At 71.3% G+C, this 14,813-nt stretch carries 15 protein-coding genes and 2 pseudogenes; 11 read left to right on the forward strand and 6 right to left on the reverse strand.

Features of this window, described 5'->3' with window-relative positions:
• Positions 1 to 42 precede the first annotated feature (42 nt).
• From ACFYXA_RS02220 to ACFYXA_RS02235, 4 genes are all read left to right on the forward strand, one after another.
• Positions 43 to 1,518: a DEAD/DEAH box helicase gene (locus ACFYXA_RS02220; protein ID WP_389027526.1), complete on the forward strand. Its 1,476-nt coding sequence runs from the start codon at positions 43 to 45 to the stop codon at positions 1,516 to 1,518.
• A 46-nt stretch (positions 1,519 to 1,564) separates the two neighbouring features.
• A complete protein-coding gene (locus ACFYXA_RS02225) occupies positions 1,565 to 1,843 on the forward strand; it encodes a CBS domain-containing protein (protein WP_389027528.1) in 279 nt (92 codons plus the stop codon).
• Positions 1,844 to 1,891: 48 nt separating this feature from the next.
• Complete coding sequence (locus tag ACFYXA_RS02230) at positions 1,892 to 2,200, forward strand: SCO5918 family protein (protein ID WP_389027530.1); 309 nt, start codon at positions 1,892 to 1,894, stop codon at positions 2,198 to 2,200.
• Between the two features lie 683 nt (positions 2,201 to 2,883).
• Entirely contained in the window at positions 2,884 to 3,222 is a 339-nt protein-coding gene (locus ACFYXA_RS02235; protein WP_352249433.1) for a helix-turn-helix domain-containing protein, read from the forward strand.
• Positions 3,223 to 3,267: 45 nt separating this feature from the next.
• Here the strand turns inward: ACFYXA_RS02235 and ACFYXA_RS02240 are convergent, their stop codons facing one another.
• On the reverse strand, positions 3,268 to 4,953 hold the full coding sequence (locus ACFYXA_RS02240) for a ribonuclease J (protein ID WP_389027532.1): 1,686 nt from the start codon (positions 4,951 to 4,953) through the stop codon (positions 3,268 to 3,270).
• 136 nt (positions 4,954 to 5,089) lie between these two features.
• Here ACFYXA_RS02240 and ACFYXA_RS02245 point away from each other — a divergent pair, with 136 nt between their 5' ends.
• From ACFYXA_RS02245 to ACFYXA_RS02265, 5 genes are all read left to right on the forward strand, one after another.
• Entirely contained in the window at positions 5,090 to 5,281 is a 192-nt protein-coding gene (locus ACFYXA_RS02245; RefSeq protein WP_352249437.1) for a hypothetical protein, read from the forward strand.
• 246 nt (positions 5,282 to 5,527) lie between these two features.
• On the forward strand, positions 5,528 to 5,671 hold the full coding sequence (locus ACFYXA_RS02250; protein WP_389029125.1) for a hypothetical protein: 144 nt from the start codon (positions 5,528 to 5,530) through the stop codon (positions 5,669 to 5,671).
• On the forward strand, positions 5,647 to 6,621 hold the full coding sequence (locus ACFYXA_RS02255; RefSeq protein ID WP_389027534.1) for a glycosyltransferase family 9 protein: 975 nt from the start codon (positions 5,647 to 5,649) through the stop codon (positions 6,619 to 6,621). Before ACFYXA_RS02250 ends, ACFYXA_RS02255 begins: the two co-directional genes overlap by 25 nt.
• The gene (locus ACFYXA_RS02260; RefSeq protein WP_389027536.1) at positions 6,618 to 7,502 is read left to right on the forward strand and encodes a glycosyltransferase family 2 protein; all 885 of its coding nucleotides are present in this window, start codon (positions 6,618 to 6,620) and stop codon (positions 7,500 to 7,502) included. Before ACFYXA_RS02255 ends, ACFYXA_RS02260 begins: the two co-directional genes overlap by 4 nt.
• Complete coding sequence (locus ACFYXA_RS02265; protein ID WP_389027538.1) at positions 7,499 to 8,395, forward strand: glycosyltransferase family 2 protein; 897 nt, start codon at positions 7,499 to 7,501, stop codon at positions 8,393 to 8,395. Before ACFYXA_RS02260 ends, ACFYXA_RS02265 begins: the two co-directional genes overlap by 4 nt.
• Positions 8,396 to 8,480: 85 nt before the next feature.
• Here the strand turns inward: ACFYXA_RS02265 and ACFYXA_RS02270 are convergent, their stop codons facing one another.
• The gene (locus ACFYXA_RS02270; RefSeq protein WP_389027540.1) at positions 8,481 to 9,392 is read right to left on the reverse strand and encodes a polysaccharide pyruvyl transferase family protein; all 912 of its coding nucleotides are present in this window, start codon (positions 9,390 to 9,392) and stop codon (positions 8,481 to 8,483) included.
• A 149-nt stretch (positions 9,393 to 9,541) separates the two neighbouring features.
• Here ACFYXA_RS02270 and ACFYXA_RS02275 point away from each other — a divergent pair.
• Positions 9,542 to 9,640 (forward strand): annotated as a pseudogene (locus ACFYXA_RS02275) (3-oxoadipate enol-lactone hydrolase); the annotation flags it as partial.
• A gap of 616 nt (positions 9,641 to 10,256) precedes the next feature.
• On the opposite strand, the gene ACFYXA_RS02280 reads toward ACFYXA_RS02275, so the two are convergent.
• The 4 genes and pseudogenes from ACFYXA_RS02280 to ACFYXA_RS02295 all read right to left on the reverse strand — a co-directional run bounded on the left by ACFYXA_RS02280 (position 10,257) and on the right by ACFYXA_RS02295 (position 13,987).
• Positions 10,257 to 11,975 (reverse strand): SpoIIE family protein phosphatase, encoded by a 1,719-nt coding sequence (locus ACFYXA_RS02280; protein WP_389027542.1) that lies wholly within the window; start codon positions 11,973 to 11,975, stop codon positions 10,257 to 10,259.
• Positions 11,976 to 12,263: 288 nt separating this feature from the next.
• Positions 12,264 to 12,689: a transposase gene (locus ACFYXA_RS02285; protein ID WP_389027544.1), complete on the reverse strand. Its 426-nt coding sequence runs from the start codon at positions 12,687 to 12,689 to the stop codon at positions 12,264 to 12,266.
• A gap of 280 nt (positions 12,690 to 12,969) precedes the next feature.
• Positions 12,970 to 13,272, reverse strand: a pseudogene (locus tag ACFYXA_RS02290) (helix-turn-helix domain-containing protein); the annotation flags it as partial.
• 154 nt (positions 13,273 to 13,426) lie between these two features.
• The gene (locus ACFYXA_RS02295) at positions 13,427 to 13,987 is read right to left on the reverse strand and encodes a TetR/AcrR family transcriptional regulator (RefSeq protein WP_352249449.1); all 561 of its coding nucleotides are present in this window, start codon (positions 13,985 to 13,987) and stop codon (positions 13,427 to 13,429) included.
• Between the two features lie 110 nt (positions 13,988 to 14,097).
• Here ACFYXA_RS02295 and ACFYXA_RS02300 point away from each other — a divergent pair, with 110 nt between their 5' ends.
• Positions 14,098 to 14,784 carry an SDR family oxidoreductase gene (locus ACFYXA_RS02300; protein ID WP_030645402.1) on the forward strand — a complete coding sequence of 229 codons (687 nt, stop codon included), beginning with the start codon at positions 14,098 to 14,100 and terminating at the stop codon, positions 14,782 to 14,784.
• Positions 14,785 to 14,813: the final 29 nt, after the last annotated feature.

Here is a 14,813-nt window from a genome sequence, read left to right on the forward strand (position 1 = left end):
GCGGGAATTCCTTGATATGCGCCACATCGAGGAAGGTTCCGCATGAACCGCACACGTACGAACGATCGCTTCGACCGCTCCCGTCACGGCGGAGCCGCCGCCGGAAAGGGCGGCAGTCGCACGGGCTCGCAGGCACCGCGCCGTTCCGGCGGCCCCGGCCGCCGGCCGGCCACAGTGCAGGGTGAGTTCGCGCTGCCCAGGACGATCACCCCCGCGCTGCCCCCCGTCGAGGGCTTCGCCGAACTCGACATGCCCGAGCCCCTGCTGACCGAACTCGGCAAGCAAGGTATGACGGCGCCTTTCCCCATCCAGGGGGCGACGCTGCCGAACTCCCTGGCGGGCCGTGACGTACTGGGCCGCGGGCGCACCGGTTCCGGCAAGACCCTCGCCTTCGGCCTCGCCCTGCTCGCCCGTACCGCCGGACAGCGTGCTGAACCCCGCCGGCCCCTCGGGCTGATCCTCGTGCCGACGCGTGAGCTGGCGCAGCAGGTGACCGACGCGCTCACGCCGTACGCCCGTTCCGTCCGGCTGCGGCTGGCCACCGTGGTGGGCGGGATGTCGATCGGCCGGCAGGCCGGCGCGCTGCGCGGCGGGGCCGAGGTCGTCGTCGCGACGCCCGGACGGCTCAAGGACCTCATCGACCGTGGAGACTGCAGGCTGAACCACGTGGGCATCACGGTACTGGACGAGGCCGACCAGATGGCCGACATGGGTTTCATGCCGCAGGTCACCGCGCTGCTCGACCAGGTGCGTCCGGAGGGGCAGCGGATGCTGTTCTCCGCCACCTTGGACCGCAACGTCGACCTGCTGGTCCGCCGCTACCTGACCGACCCCGTCGTGCACTCGGTCGACCCGTCGGCCGGCACGGTCACGACGATGGAGCACCACGTCCTGCACGTCCATGGCGCCGACAAGCACGCCGCCACTACCGAGATCGCCGCCCGCGACGGCCGCGTGATCATGTTCCTGGACACCAAGCACGCCGTCGACCGGCTGACCCGGGACCTGCTCGAAAGCGGGGTACGCGCCGCCGCGCTGCACGGCGGCAAGTCGCAGCCGCAACGCACCCGTACGCTGGCGCAGTTCAAGACGGGGCACGTCACCGTGCTGGTGGCGACCAATGTCGCGGCGCGCGGCATCCACGTCGACAACCTCGACCTGGTCGTCAACGTCGATCCGCCGACCGACCACAAGGACTACCTCCACCGCAGCGGCCGTACCGCCCGCGCCGGCGAGTCCGGCAGTGTCGTCACGCTCGTCACACCGAACCAGCGCCGCGGCATGGTCCGCCTCATGTCGGACGCCGGAATCCGGCCGCAGACCACCCAGGTCCGCTCGGGGGACGAGGCACTGAGCCGGATCACCGGCGCTCAGGCCCCGTCCGGCATCCCGGTCGTCATCACCGCACCGGTGGCCGAACGCCCCAAGCGCGGCGCCTCCTCCCGAGGCCGACGCCGCCCTTCCTCAGCGACCCGACACGCCCCCACAGGCCGGCCCGCCCTTGATCCGGTGGCCTAGAACCTTCGTGGTCGACAAAGTCGACCCATCCCTCAGGAGGCATATTTTGACGCTGATTCAGACGCAGCCCCGCCCGGCGGACGCCTGCCCCGTACACAGGACGGCGGTGGAGGTCATGGACGCGACCGGACCGCAGGTCTGTGACGACATGAGCGTCGAGGTGGCGCTGGCCGTCATGGCCGCTGCACGCACGGGCCGACTGGTCGTCTGCGACCAGGACGAGCAGCGGATCGGCCTGGTGACCCGCACCGCGCTCACCGCCGTCCGCGACAGCGGCGCCTGCACGGACCGCGTCCGCCTGCGCGACATCCTCGCCACCCGCTGAATCGCCTGCCCCTGGTCGGACCGTTCTTCCCTCTCCCTGTGAGGCCACATGCGCTGCGTCATCGCCCGCTTCCCCTTCGAGCTCACCAAGGACGGAGTGCTGGAATCGATGAAGGGCGTCAAGCCCGAACCCGTCACCGGAGAATCGGTGATCATCGGCCGCCGCCACTACCCCGTCAAGCAAGTCGGCCAAGTCGTCACCCGCCAGGACCGCCGAGACTTCAGCGCCACCGAAGTCCTCCGGGCCATGACCCGGCTCGGGTTCACCTGCCGCGTCCTCCCCGAAGCCGCGCCTTCGGGCACCCCCGGCTCACTGGAGTACGCCTCCGCGATGCTCGGCACCCCCGTGACGGTCTGATCGGGCGAACAGGCACGAACCGGCATCTGACACGCGTTGTGGGCCCGACCGGTACGCCGGTCGGGCCCACAAGCGCGTGCAGCGGGTTCCCGTCACCGTCGCTCGGTGGCCGGGACGGCCGTGACCACCTGTGGACCGGTCGAGGCGGATTACCTCATCTTCGGTCACGCGAAAATCTGTACCGGCAACAGTAGACTTTGGGTCGTGACGTGGTTATGGTTTCTCTCGTAGCCGAGATCGAGAGAGGCCCGGCAGAGGTGAACTGCCGGGTAGCAGTAACGAAGTTCGCAGGACGGTGCGGCGGTGGAGTTCCGAAGCCAAGGCGGTTGCAGGACGGCGACGGGACTGACGGCCGCACCGGGCGGCCCGCGGTGATCAGGGGCCGCCGACAGTTCGCAGTTTCCGCCAGTGAGTAGTTGATCAAGAGGGAAGAACGGAGGAGCCCAACGCCATCAGGATCGCCCGGGCGGACGCATGAGGCCTGGGTACCGTAGGACATCGATAGTGAGGTGGTCTCCGGTCAAGCAACCGCGATCCCCGCGCCCCCGACAGCGTGTCGGTCGGGCCTGCGGAAACAGAGGGCCGGTGCAGTGTCAGGGCCGGCAGATGGTGTAGTAGTTCCTTCGGGGCCCTGGTGCCGGGACGGCGCCAGGGCCCCTCGACGCGTGCCACAGAGAGGTGCAATGACAGCAGACGACACGTTCGGCCGTCTCGACGACGACGATTACCCCGCCTACACGATGGGCCGGGCCGCCGAGATGCTCGGCACCACCCCTGCCTTCCTCCGCGCCCTCGGCGAAGCCCGCCTGATCACCCCCCTGCGCTCCGAAGGCGGCCACCGCCGCTACTCCCGCTACCAACTGCGGATCGCCGCCCGTGCCCGGGAACTCGTCGATCGGGGCACCCCCATCGAGGCTGCCTGCCGGATCGTCATCCTCGAAGACCAGCTCGAGGAAGCCCAGCGCATCAACGCCGAATACCGCCGCGCCGCCGAATCAGCGAACCCCACGGCAGCAGGGTGACCATCGCTGCGCGGCCCTGCCGTTGCGGCGCGGCGCGACCGCGGCTCAGGCGTCGATGATGACGGGGATGATGAGGGGCTTGCGGCGGTGGGTGCGGAACGCCCAGTTCGCCACGGCCCGGGCGATGAGCTGTTCGAGCTGGCGCGCGTCTCCGACGCCTTCCTCGGCCGCGGTCGCCAAGGTCTTCTCGATGACGGGGACGACCGCCTCGAAGGTGGTGTCGTCGTGGACGAAGCCCCGAGCCAGGAAGTCGGGGGCCTCGGCGAGCGCGCCGGTGTCCGCGTCGACGATCGCCACCACCGTGACCACGCCTTCGGCCGCGAGGGTGAGGCGGTCCTTGAGTGACGCCTCGGTGGCGCCGCCGACTTCCATGCCGTCCACATAGACGTTGCCGGCGGGGACCTTGCCCGTGATGGACGCGCGCCCGTCGACGAGGTCGACGACGACGCCGTCCTCGGCGATCACGACCCGCTCGGGGTCGACACCGGTACGGATGGCGAGGTCGGCGTTGGCCCGCAGGTGGCGCCATTCCCCGTGCACGGGCATGACGTTGCGGGGTTTGACGATGTTGTAGCAGTACACGAGTTCGCCGGCGCTCGCATGCCCGGAGACGTGCACCTTGGCGTTGCCCTTGTGGACCACGTGGGCGCCCCACCGCGTGAGTCCGTTGATCACCCGGTAGATGGCGTTCTCGTTGCCGGGGATGAGGGAGCTGGCGAGCAGTACGGTGTCCCCCTTGCCGATGCGGATCACGTGGTCCCGGTTGGCCATCCGGGACAGCGCGGCCATCGGTTCGCCCTGGGAGCCGGTGCACACCAGGGTGATCTTGTGGTCCGGGAGTTTCTCCAGTTCCTTCGTGCTCACGACCAGACCGGAGGGCACCTTTAGATAGCCAAGGTCACGGGCGATGCCCATGTTGCGCACCATCGACCGGCCGACGAAGGCGACCTTGCGGCCGTGCTGGTGGGCGGCGTCCAGGACCTGCTGGATGCGGTGCACGTGGCTGGCGAAGCTGGAGACGATGACCCGGCGCGGCGCGGTGCGCATCACCTGCTCGATGGCCGGGTTCAGCTCCAGCTCGGAGGTGGTGAACCCGGGCACTTCGGCGTTGGTGGAGTCGGTGAGGAACAGGTCCACGCCCTCCTCGCCGAGGCGGGCGAAGGCACGCAGATCGGTGATGCGGTCGTCGAGAGGGAACTGGTCCATCTTGAAGTCGCCGGTGTGCAGCACCATCCCGGCCCGGGTGCGGATCGCGACCGCGAGGCTGTCGGGGATGGAGTGGTTGACCGCCACGAACTCGCAGTCGAAGGGCCCGAAGCCACGCCGGTCGCCCTCCCGCACCCGCACCGTGCGAGGCCGAATGCCGTGCTCCTTGAGCTTGGCCTCCAGGAACGCCAGCGTCAGCTTGGAGCCGACGACGGGAATGTCGGACCGCTCGCGCAGCAGGTAGGGCACACCGCCGATGTGGTCCTCGTGGCCGTGGGTGAGCACCACGGCCACGATGTCGTCCAGCCGGTCCCGGATCGAGGTGAAGTCCGGCAGGATCACGTCCACGCCGGGCTGGGTCTCCTCGGGGAACAGCACGCCGCAGTCGACGATGAGCAGCTTGCCGGCGTGCTCGAAGACGGTCATGTTGCGGCCGATCTCGCCCAGGCCGCCCAGGGCGGTGACCCGCAGGCCTCCTTCGGGAAGAGGCGGGGCGGCTTTCAGCGCGGGGTGCGGATGACTCATGCCCTGACGGTACCCGCCGACGCCCGTCCCGCGGCTACCACGTACCACGTCCGCCGGCGCCACGCATCACCCGGGATCGCCTGGGAACCCGGGTGGCGCCCGGAGCAAGAACCACCAGCAGGAGGAGGCACGGCGCATGCCCAACCCGCAGCAGCCTGAAATACGGCGCGACGACAAGGGCGCCGCCACCCCCGAAGACAGCCGCCGGCTGAAGGCAGGCCAGGCAGGCGGCGGGGCGAGCGGTCACCCGCACGGCACGGACAAAGGTGACAAGGGTGGCGGAGAAGGCGGCGGAGTGCCTCCGGCGCAGCAGCCCGATCACCCCTGAGCACCACACGACACGCGACACCTGCCGAACGGCCCCGTTGTGGGCCGTTCGGTGTATCCGGGGCTGATCAAGCGAGCCGCCGGTCAGTACGGAGCGCAGGTGGCCGACAGTGATGGTCAAGGCGCTCAGGGTGAAGGCGGCCGGCGATCGGGCTGAGCTGTCTCCAAGCGTTTGAGACAACCGCAGTACTGGCACTCGCAGAGCCAGGCAGGAACGACAGCAGCCTGTGGGACGGAGCGACCTTCCATGCGCATCCCTGGCCTCAATGCCCTGTTCCACGACCCGGCCGCCGCCCTCGTCGTCGACGGCCGCACGGCAGCGGCGGCCGAAGAGGAGCGCTTGAGCCGCCGCAAGCACGGCATGGCATGGGTGGGGGAAGGTGCCCGATGACGACACGTCCGCGTCTGCTGGTCCTGCGTGCCCTGGGCCTGGGCGACTTCCTGGCCGGAGTACCCGCCCTGCGCGCGCTGCGCCGGGGCTTCCCGGACCACGAACTGGTGCTCGCCGCGCCGGAGGAACTCGCCCCGGTGGCCGCGGCCACGGGAGCGGTCGACCGGCTGCTGACCGCCTCCGCTCCCGGCCGGGCCGTACCGCGCCGCCTGGACTGGACCGGCCCGCCGCCCGACGTCGCCGTCGACCTGCACGGCAACGGCCCGCCCAGCCACCGGCTCCTGCAGTCCCTGCACCCGCGCCGGCTCCTGGCCTTCGCGCACCCCGGCACACCCGAGATCGACGGACCGCCCTGGTACGCCGAGGAACACGAACGGGACCGCTGGTGCCGCTTCCTGGAGGCGTACGGCATCCGCGCCGACGCGAGCGACCTGCGGCTGCCGCGCCCGGCGGACCCGTCCCCGGCCCTCGGCGCGATCGTCCTGCACCCCGGCGCCGGAGCGCCCTCACGCTGCTGGCCCGTCGACCGGTACGCCACCGTGGCCACCGCCCTCCGCGAGCGCGGCCACCGGGTCGTGGTCACCGGAGGACCGGCCGAGGAGGACCTCGTGGCGCGGCTGGTCAAGGAGGCCCGTCTGCCCGACACCGACGTGTTCGGCGGCGGCCTCCCCTTCGGACGGCTCTCCGCCCTCGTCGCCGACGCCCGCGCCGTCGTCAGCGGCGACACCGGCATCGCCCACCTCGCCGTCGCCCACGCCACCCCTTCCGTCACCCTGTTCGGCCCGGTGCCGCCCAGCCGCTGGGGCCCGCCCGCGCATCCGCGCCACCAGGTCCTGTGGCGCCGGGGGCCGGCCGGCGACCCGCACGGGCGCCGCACCGACCCGGTCCTCCTCCGCATCCGCCCCGAGGACGTCCTGGACGCCCTCGACCGACTCCCCGAGGCGTCATGAAACAAGCCTCCGTCGGTGTCGTCATCGCCACCCGCGACCGCGCGCCCACCCTCGCCCGCACCCTCCGGCGTCTGCTCGACCTACCCGAGCAGCCCCCCGTCGTGGTCGCCGACAACGCCTCCACCGACGGCACCCGCGACATGCTCGCCCGCGACTTCCCGCAGGTCCGCGTGGTGAGCCTGCCGGCCAACCGAGGGGCCCTCGCGCGCACGGACGGCGTGCGCGCCCTGGACACCCCGTACGTGGCTTTCAGCGACGACGACTCCTGGTGGGCGCCGGGCGCCCTGAGCCGCGCGGCCGACCTGCTCGACGCCCACCCGCGACTCGGCCTGATCTCCGCGCGCACGCTGGTCGGCCCGGCCGCCGAGCCCGACCCGCTCAACGACGTGCTCGCCGCGTCACCGCTGGGCCCGGCGCCCGACCTGCCCGGCGTCCAGGTCCTCGGCTTCCTCGCCTGCGCCTCCGTCGTCCGCCGCAGCGCCTACCTGGACGTGGGCGGCTTCCACCCGGTGCTGTTCTTCGGCGGCGAGGAGACCCTGCTCGCCTACGACCTCGCCGCCCGCGGCTGGGGCGTCACCCACTGCCCCGACGTGGTCGCCCACCACCACCCGGCACCGTCGCCCCGCAACGGCCGCTCGGCCACCGTCCGCCGCAACGCCCTGCTCACCGCATGGCTGCGCCGCCCCCTTCCCCACGCGCTCGCCCGTACCGTGGAACTGGCCACCGACGCCCGGAGCGATCCCGACGCCCGCCAGTCCCTGCGCGAGGCCCTCGCCCGCCTGCCCGCCGCGCTGGGCGCGCGTCGGCCGCTGCCCCCGGATGTCGAACATGCCGCCTGCAAGCTGGACTCCGCGGCCGCGGCCATCGGAGCAACGGCATGACCGATCCCCGCACGACCGTCCTCGTCATCACCCACAACCGCCGCCGCGAACTGCTGCGCACCCTCGGTCACCTGGCCGAACTGCCGGAGCGACCCCGGGTGATCGTCACCGACAACGGCTCCACCGACGGCACCGCCGAAGCCGTCACCCGCCACCACCCCGAGGTACTGCTGCTCCGCCCCGGCCGCAACCTCGGCGCCGTCGGCCGCAACCTGGCCATGCGTCATGTGCGCACGCCCTACGCGGCCTTCTGCGACGACGACTCCTGGTGGGCTCCCGGCTCCCTGCCCGGGGCCGCCGACCTGCTCGACGGGCACCCCGCGGTCGGCGCCGTCACGGTACGCATCGTCGTCGAACCCGGCGGCATGGAAGACCCGATCGTCACCGAACTGCGCAACTCGCCCATCCCGGGGCCGGCGTGGCTTCCAGGACCGGCTCTCGGATCCTTCCTCGCCGCCGCGACCGTACTGCGCGCCGACGCCTTCCGTGCCGCCGGCGGCTTCAATCCCAGGCTGTGGCTCGGCGGCGAGGAGGAGCTGCTCGCCGCGGACCTCGCCGCCGACGGCTGGTGGCTGACATACGCCGACCACCTGACGGTCCACCACCAGCCCTCGGTGGCCCGGGACGCCAGGCTGCGCCGCGCCCACGGCATCCGCAACACGCTGTGGTTCACCTGGCTCCGCCGCCCGGTCGGCCGGGCCTTGCGTCGCACACTGCACCTGGCCCGCACCGTCCCGCGGGACACCGCATCCCTGCACGCCTTCGCAGAGGCCGCGGCCGCACTGCCGTGGGTACTGCGCGAACGGCGGGTGCTGCCCGCGGAGGTCGAGTCCCGGCTGCGACTCCTGGAGGCCGCCCAGCGCCGGTCGACCGCCCGCCGGTACATAGGCTGAGCGGGTCTGGGCGGCCGCGCTCAGGGGAATGCAACGGGCGGCTTCAGACGGCACGCTCGCGGCGCAGGGCGCTTTCGGTCACCGGCTAACCGGTGGGGCCCGGCCGAAGGGCCTGGACAAGATCCTCCGCGCCGTCCACGGTCACACCTCGGCGGAACCGGGCACCGATCTCCCGGGCGCGCCCGCGGCCCGCGGCCGCACACCATTGCCACCACTGGTCCAGCACGGATGCCTCGAGCCGCTCGGCGGGGACCAGTGCGGGCCAGCCGCAGGCGCGTGCCTGCGCTGTCACCTTCGCGCCGCCCTCGACCGGGTCGACGGCCAGCGCGGGAACCCCGGCACGCAGGGCGAGCACCATCCCGTGCAGCCGGTCGGTGACGACCAGGTCGAGCCGCGAGAGCACCGACTCCAACTGGGCGGGCGTCGCACACATCCGCCAGTCGCGCACGTCGAGCCGGGTCTCCAGCTCCAGACGCGCACAGTCCAGGCCGGACAGCCAGCGTGTCACCTCGTCGGCGACCCGCGCATGGCGCCGACGTGCCCCGTACTCCTGCTGGCCGTGGGTGAGGATGACCCCGACCACGGGACAGGCGGGGAGTGCGGGCGCGCCGGCCGCCAGGTCAGGCGTCGGCTCCGCACCGGGAGCGTCCCGCGCCAGCACACGGTGGAACCCGGTGACGGCGGGGCTGCCGGGGTCGACGACGGAGGTGCCCACGGCGATCCGCACGCAGTGCGCGAACCGCCGGTGCAGTTCCTCGACCTGCGGACCGTGCAGGGGACCGCAGACGAACACCAGGTGGGAGTAGTCCTCGGGGCGGATCTTCGCCAGATGCGGTCCGCGGGGCCGGAAGCCGGGGCTCCAGGCCACGTCGTGGTCCAGTCCGGCCCGTCGCAGAGCCTCCTGCACCCGGTTCAGCGCCAGTACGTCGCCGGCGGTGGCCTCCCCGTCCAGGAAGCCGAACCACCCCGTCAGCAGGATCCGCGGTCGCTCCGCCACGGGGCCCCGGGTTCCCTGCCGTCGTACGGACAATCACCGTCGGTCGACGAGGACCTCCGCAGTGCCCGACGAGTCGAGCCACGGATGCATCGAGCCGTCGGCTTCCCCCGGCTGTGTGAGATTTTGCGAGACGTGAGAAGGTCTGGGGCGTGAGTGAGACACCGTCGAACACCCTGCAATACCGCTTTGACGGGCCAGAAGAGGCTCCCGTCCTGATCCTGGGTCCCTCACTGGGCACCACATGGCACAGGTTGTAGAGACCGTCTGTCGGCGTCCAGGTCAGTCCAAGGTGACCGCACAATTCCAGGTCAGAGCGTTTTGGTCCGCGTGAGTCGACGCAGTCGGTGACAGGTGTGTGATAGCGGTGTTCGACGAGAAGCCTCGCCGGTGCGGTCCGACGGGGTTTCTCAAACAGGTGCGTGCAACGTCCGTCGAGGTCACCGTTGTGCCCGGCTTCTCCCCTCCTGAGCACCCGAAGCAAGGAGGGGGCGACGCCGCCGCTCTGACGGCCGAGGCACAGCCTGTCACCCAGGGACTCTCCGCGCCCAAGCGGGAGGCACTCTTCGCTTCTGCAAACTCATCGACCTTTGAGGAGTGTCTACGGCACGGCATGTCTCTCCGAGGCCGGGCGGATCGCGAACCGCGCCCACGCGACCAACCGAGCGTCGGTGAACTCGGTGCGTGGTCGTGCGGCCGACGTTCTGGAAGCGGTCGCGTCCACGTCACACCAGATCCCTTCCACCAAGAGGGGCAGGCGTGCGGGTCTCACGCGAACCCGTCTCCTCGTCATCGACCAGGGGGGTAACGCTCCGCGACCGCTCCGCAAGATGATGTCCACGCCTGCAGTTGCACACACGTCATGGTTCAGGACGGCATCCGCAGGGCGAGCAGGGCCACGTCGTCGGTGTTGCCGGGTGGCATGCGGCCGAGTAGCTGATCGCACAGGGTGTCGAGCGGTTCGTGGGCGAGGGCGAGGGCGTGGTGGCGCAGACGGGTGAGGCCGGTGTCGAGGTCGCTGCCGGGGATTTCGATCAGGCCGTCGGTGTAGAGCAGCAGGGTGGAACCCGGCGGCAGCGACTGCGCGGCGTTCGGTCGGCTGCCGACGGTGCTCGAACCGGCGCCAAGGAGGAGCCCCTGCCCGGCTTCGAGGTACTGCGCCTGTCCGTCCTGGGCCAGCAGGAGGGGCGGCGGATGCCCGGCGCTGGTCCACCGCAGCGTCCATGGGCCGGTGTGCGGGCTGCCTTCGAGCAGGGCGAGGACGAGGGTGGCCATGGGGACGGTGGTGATGGCGGGCAGGGCGTCGTCGAGGCGGTCCACGACAGCACCGGGTGGGCCGGGGCGGTCCCAGGCCAGTGACCGCAGGATGCCGTGCAGTTGTGCCATGCCGGCCGCGGCGGTGAGATCGTGACCCACGACGTCGCCGATGACCAGCGCGAGCGTGCCGTTCTTCAGCTCGAAGGCGTCGTACCAGTCGCCACCGACCTGGGAGCCGGCCGGGGCGGGCTGGTAGCGGGCGGCCAGTTGCAGGCGGCCGAGCCGGGGCAGCGGGGCGAGCAGGTTGCGCTGCATGGCCTCGGCGACGGCGCGCTGGCGGCCGAACCGGCGGGCGTTGTCGATGACCAGGCCGACCCGGCGGCCGATGTCGCCCACCACTTTCAGATCGTCGGTGTCGAAGGGGGACTCCGGGTCGGTGCGCACCAGCGTCAGGGCGCCGGCGACCTGACGGGCGGAGCCCAGCGGCACGGTGATGGCGGATGTCGCGCCCACCGCCCGCAGGAAGCCGCTGTGGACGGCGGCCAGGGCAGAGCCGGCCGGCTCGGCGACGTCTGCTTCGCGCTGCAGGACGGGATCACCGCCGTTCAACACCTGGACGAGCGGAGAGTGGGCTCTTCCCACCTCCGTCTGGGGCAGGCGCTCGCGCCAGTCCTCCTGCGCGGCGTGTCGGCCCCCCGGGCCCGTCACCGCCACACGGTGGACCTGTCCGGTACCGACCCGCAGGTCCACCGCCGCCCAGTCGGCCAGGCGGGGAACCAGCAGGCGGCCCAGCCGGGCGAGGGCCTCGTCGATCTCGAGTGTCTGACCCAGCACGTCGGTGATCTCCGCCACCAGCGTCAGCCGCTCGGTGCGGTCCTCCAGAGCCCGCGTGTAGGCCGCACGCTCCCGGCGCGTGCTGCGGTCGCCGGCGGCGTCGGTCAACAGCACGGCCATGCCCTGGAAGGCGCTGTCGTCCCTCAGAGGGGAAGCGGACCAGGAGATCGCGGTCAGACGGCCGTCACCGCGCAGACAGATCTCACCCTCCCCCCGTGCCTCGGCTCTCTCGGCCAGGGACCGCAGTAGCGGGCACTGCTCCCGGGGCACCGGGCCGCCGGCCGCGTCCCGGTGCAGCAGGTCGTGTGCGTCCTCGCCCCGCATGGCGGCGGCGGCACGGCCCAGCAGGCGCTCGGCAGCCGGGTTGGCCGCGAGAATCCGTCCAGTGGGGTCCACCACGATGAGAGCTGTGCCCAGCCGTCGGACGACTCGCCGCCAGAAATCCGGCTCGGCCACCGACCGGCACCGCCCCTCATCTCCCATGTCCTCCACCATGCCGCCTTTCCAGCCATGCAAACCCTCGCCGGAAACCGCGGACGCGTTGGCAGGCCGACACACCAGCGGATCGACGACTGCGGAGTTGACAACGATCGGTACGACCTGCATCAACGCTATGCCCGAGCGGCAGGGAACGGGCTCGTCTCGACCGGTCTGAGTAGTCTTCGTCGTAAGTCCTTCGGGGGTTGATCATGCGGCGAGTCGGGGCAAGCATTCTTCTGGGCGATCGGCGGCGTGTCGGTCGAGCCTGGCCAGCAGATCGTCCAGGTCGGAGGTGGTGAACTTTCACTGGAACGGCTGCGCCGTGGCGTTGTAGCGGTCTTCGAAGGCTCGGAGCCGGTTCCCGACTTGGCAAAGGTCGGTGAAGTCGTTGGGCGAGAAGGCCTTGCGCTGTACGGCGGAGAAATAGACCTCGACTTGGTTCAGCCAAGAGGCGCGCACGGGGGTGTGGACCAGTACCGCGTTCGAGAACCCAGTGGTCAGCCGGGCTGTTGCGGCCTTGCCGCGGTGGGAGGAGCCGTTGTCGACGATCCAGAACACGCGTTTCGCGCTGGCGTAGGGTTCTCGGCTCATGACCTGGGTGACCAGGTTCATGAACGGGCCGATGCCGGTGGTCGGCTCGCAGCGGCCGAACACCTTCGCCTGGTGGACGTCGTAGGCGGCCAGGTAGGCCAGTGCTCCGCCGCGCCCGTAGGTGTGGTTGACCCGCACCGCCCTGGCCTGCCCGGGGGCGAGGGGTGGGGTGACAGCGGCAGCGGGCCTGGATGGAGGTCTTCTCGTCCGTGCTGATCACATACTCGTCCGCGCCGAGCGGCTCGCCGTCCCAGGCGCGGGTGTACAGGGCAAGGACACGGGCTGCCTTGAGCCGGAAGCCGGGGTCGCTGATGAAGATCCAGGACCGGTGTTGCCAGGGTTTGATCGCGTCCTGGACGAGCCAGCGTCGCACTGTGGAAGCGGAGATTGTGTCGACGATGGCGCGGGCGATGACCTCGCGGGCCAGCTCCGAGGCCGACCGGCGGGACAGTGGCGTGCCGCTCTCCGCGGGCAGTTGACAGGCCAGCGCCTTGACCTTGGCCCTCTGTAACGGGGCGAAGGAAGCGGGACGCCCGGAACGCTTGCGGTCGGACAGGGCGGGCAGCCGGTTCCCGGCGAAACGGTCGCGCCAGGTGCGGACGGTCTCCACCTGCAGCCCGGTCTCGCGGGCGATGCGCGCGTTGGAGCGGCCCCGAGCCGCGTACAAGACGACCTGGGCGCGCTGGCGCAGCCGGTGCTCTGTCTTGTGGCCGTAGGCCATCTTCTTCAGCCGCTCACGCTCGGAGGCCGTCAGGACGATCGGGCATGCGGCGGTGCGATGCAACGCGTGAGAGCCGTGCACGAGAAGTGGATGGCGACGGGGTGCAAAGAAGCGCGCCCTTCCTGCGGCGTGCCGCCCTGCACCGTCTCTGTGGTCAGTTGGTGCCGATCAGTGCCGTGCGTGCGGCGGTGAGGATCTCGTCGGAGAGCGGGGTGCCGTGGGTGGCTCGGGACAGGACGAGTGCGCCGAGCATGGTGCACAGCCGGGTGATGCCGTCCTGGTCCTCGGTGGCGAGGAAGTCGGCGAAGTCGCCCACCCCCTGGCTGTAGACGCGGTGGGCCTCGGTCTCTCCGCCGTCGCGGGCCATGTCGGTGGCGAGTGCGGCGGCGGGGCAGCCGTCAGCCGGGCTGTCGCGGTGTTCGACGGAGAGGTAGGCGTCGATCAGCGCCCGCTGGGCGGCGTCGCGCTGCCCGGCGTACTGATCGAGCCCGTCCTTGTGGTGCTGGGCGAGTTCGGCGAACGCGTGGGCGGTGGCTTCGTCGATGAGGGCCTCCTTGGAGGCGAACTGCTTGTAGAAGCCGCCGTGGGTCAGGCCGGCCGACTTCATGAGGTCGGCGACGCTCAGGCGGGTGCCCTCTTCCCGAAGCAGCCGAGAGGCGGTCTCCACGACCCGTCGGCGGTTCTCCTGTGCCTGTGCCTGCGATACGCGGCCCATCGGTCACCCCTCCCAGTTGGATGTCGAGCGAAATCTATTCTAGGCTGAGATTTAGATGACGGATGCAATCTATCGTGCGGTCGTCGCCGTGCTCAACGCTGGGAGTGCTCATGGAACTGAAGGACGCGGTCGCGGTGGTCACCGGCGCCAACCGGGGGCTCGGGCGGCATCTGGCCGCCCAGCTCATGGCGCGCGGGGCCAAGGTGTACGCGGCGGCCCGCCGCCCCGAGACGGTGGACCTGCCCGGGGCCGTCCCGCTGCGGCTCGACCTGACGGACGCGGAGTCGATCCGGGAGGCGGCCCGCACCGCCTCTGACGCGACGCTGCTGGTGAACAACGCCGGCATCTCCACCGGCACGCCGCTGATCGCGGGCGGCTTGGAAGCGGTGCGCCTGGAGATGGAGGTGAACTTCTTCGGCCCGCTCGCCGTGACCCGGGCCTTCGCCCCGGTCATCGAGTCCAACGGTGGCGGCGCCGTGCTCAACGTGCTGTCCGTCCTGTCCTGGCTGCACCCGGCCGGCCTCGGCTCCTACGCCGCGGCGAAGGCCGCCGCCTGGGCGCTGACCGGTGCGGTCCGGGAGGAGCTGGTGCCCCGCGGCATCGCCGTGACGGCGCTGCACGTCGGATACATGGACACCGACATGGCCGCCAGCGTTCCCGCCGAGCAGAAGGCCGACCCGGCCGAGGTCGCCGCCCAGGCTCTGTCAGGCATCGAGACGGGCCTGCCCGAGGTCCTCGCCGACGACGTCACCCGGCACGTGAAGCAGGGCCTGGCCGCCGCGCCGAATGCGGGGTGAGGCGCCCCCGCCGCATCGGCGCGGAGCCC

Source organism: Streptomyces sp. NPDC002566, assembly GCF_042889585.1.
GTDB lineage: Bacteria > Actinomycetota > Actinomycetes > Streptomycetales > Streptomycetaceae > Streptomyces.

What these genes read in the sequence shown, in the direction of transcription:
- ACFYXA_RS02220 (WP_389027526.1), top strand. Translation starts at nt 43, where the DNA reads ATGAACCGCACACGTACGAACGATCGCTTCGACCGCTCCCGTCACGGC.
- ACFYXA_RS02230 (WP_389027530.1), top strand. Translation starts at nt 1,892, where the DNA reads ATGCGCTGCGTCATCGCCCGCTTCCCCTTCGAGCTCACCAAGGACGGA.
- ACFYXA_RS02235 (WP_352249433.1), top strand. Translation starts at nt 2,884, where the DNA reads ATGACAGCAGACGACACGTTCGGCCGTCTCGACGACGACGATTACCCC.
- ACFYXA_RS02240 (WP_389027532.1), bottom strand. Translation starts at nt 4,953, where the DNA reads ATGAGTCATCCGCACCCCGCGCTGAAAGCCGCCCCGCCTCTTCCCGAA.
- ACFYXA_RS02245 (WP_352249437.1), top strand. Translation starts at nt 5,090, where the DNA reads ATGCCCAACCCGCAGCAGCCTGAAATACGGCGCGACGACAAGGGCGCC.
- ACFYXA_RS02250 (WP_389029125.1), top strand. Translation starts at nt 5,528, where the DNA reads ATGCGCATCCCTGGCCTCAATGCCCTGTTCCACGACCCGGCCGCCGCC.
- ACFYXA_RS02255 (WP_389027534.1), top strand. Translation starts at nt 5,647, where the DNA reads ATGGGTGGGGGAAGGTGCCCGATGACGACACGTCCGCGTCTGCTGGTC.
- ACFYXA_RS02260 (WP_389027536.1), top strand. Translation starts at nt 6,618, where the DNA reads ATGAAACAAGCCTCCGTCGGTGTCGTCATCGCCACCCGCGACCGCGCG.
- ACFYXA_RS02265 (WP_389027538.1), top strand. Translation starts at nt 7,499, where the DNA reads ATGACCGATCCCCGCACGACCGTCCTCGTCATCACCCACAACCGCCGC.
- ACFYXA_RS02280 (WP_389027542.1), bottom strand. Translation starts at nt 11,975, where the DNA reads ATGGTGGAGGACATGGGAGATGAGGGGCGGTGCCGGTCGGTGGCCGAG.
- ACFYXA_RS02295 (WP_352249449.1), bottom strand. Translation starts at nt 13,987, where the DNA reads ATGGGCCGCGTATCGCAGGCACAGGCACAGGAGAACCGCCGACGGGTC.
- ACFYXA_RS02300 (WP_030645402.1), top strand. Translation starts at nt 14,098, where the DNA reads ATGGAACTGAAGGACGCGGTCGCGGTGGTCACCGGCGCCAACCGGGGG.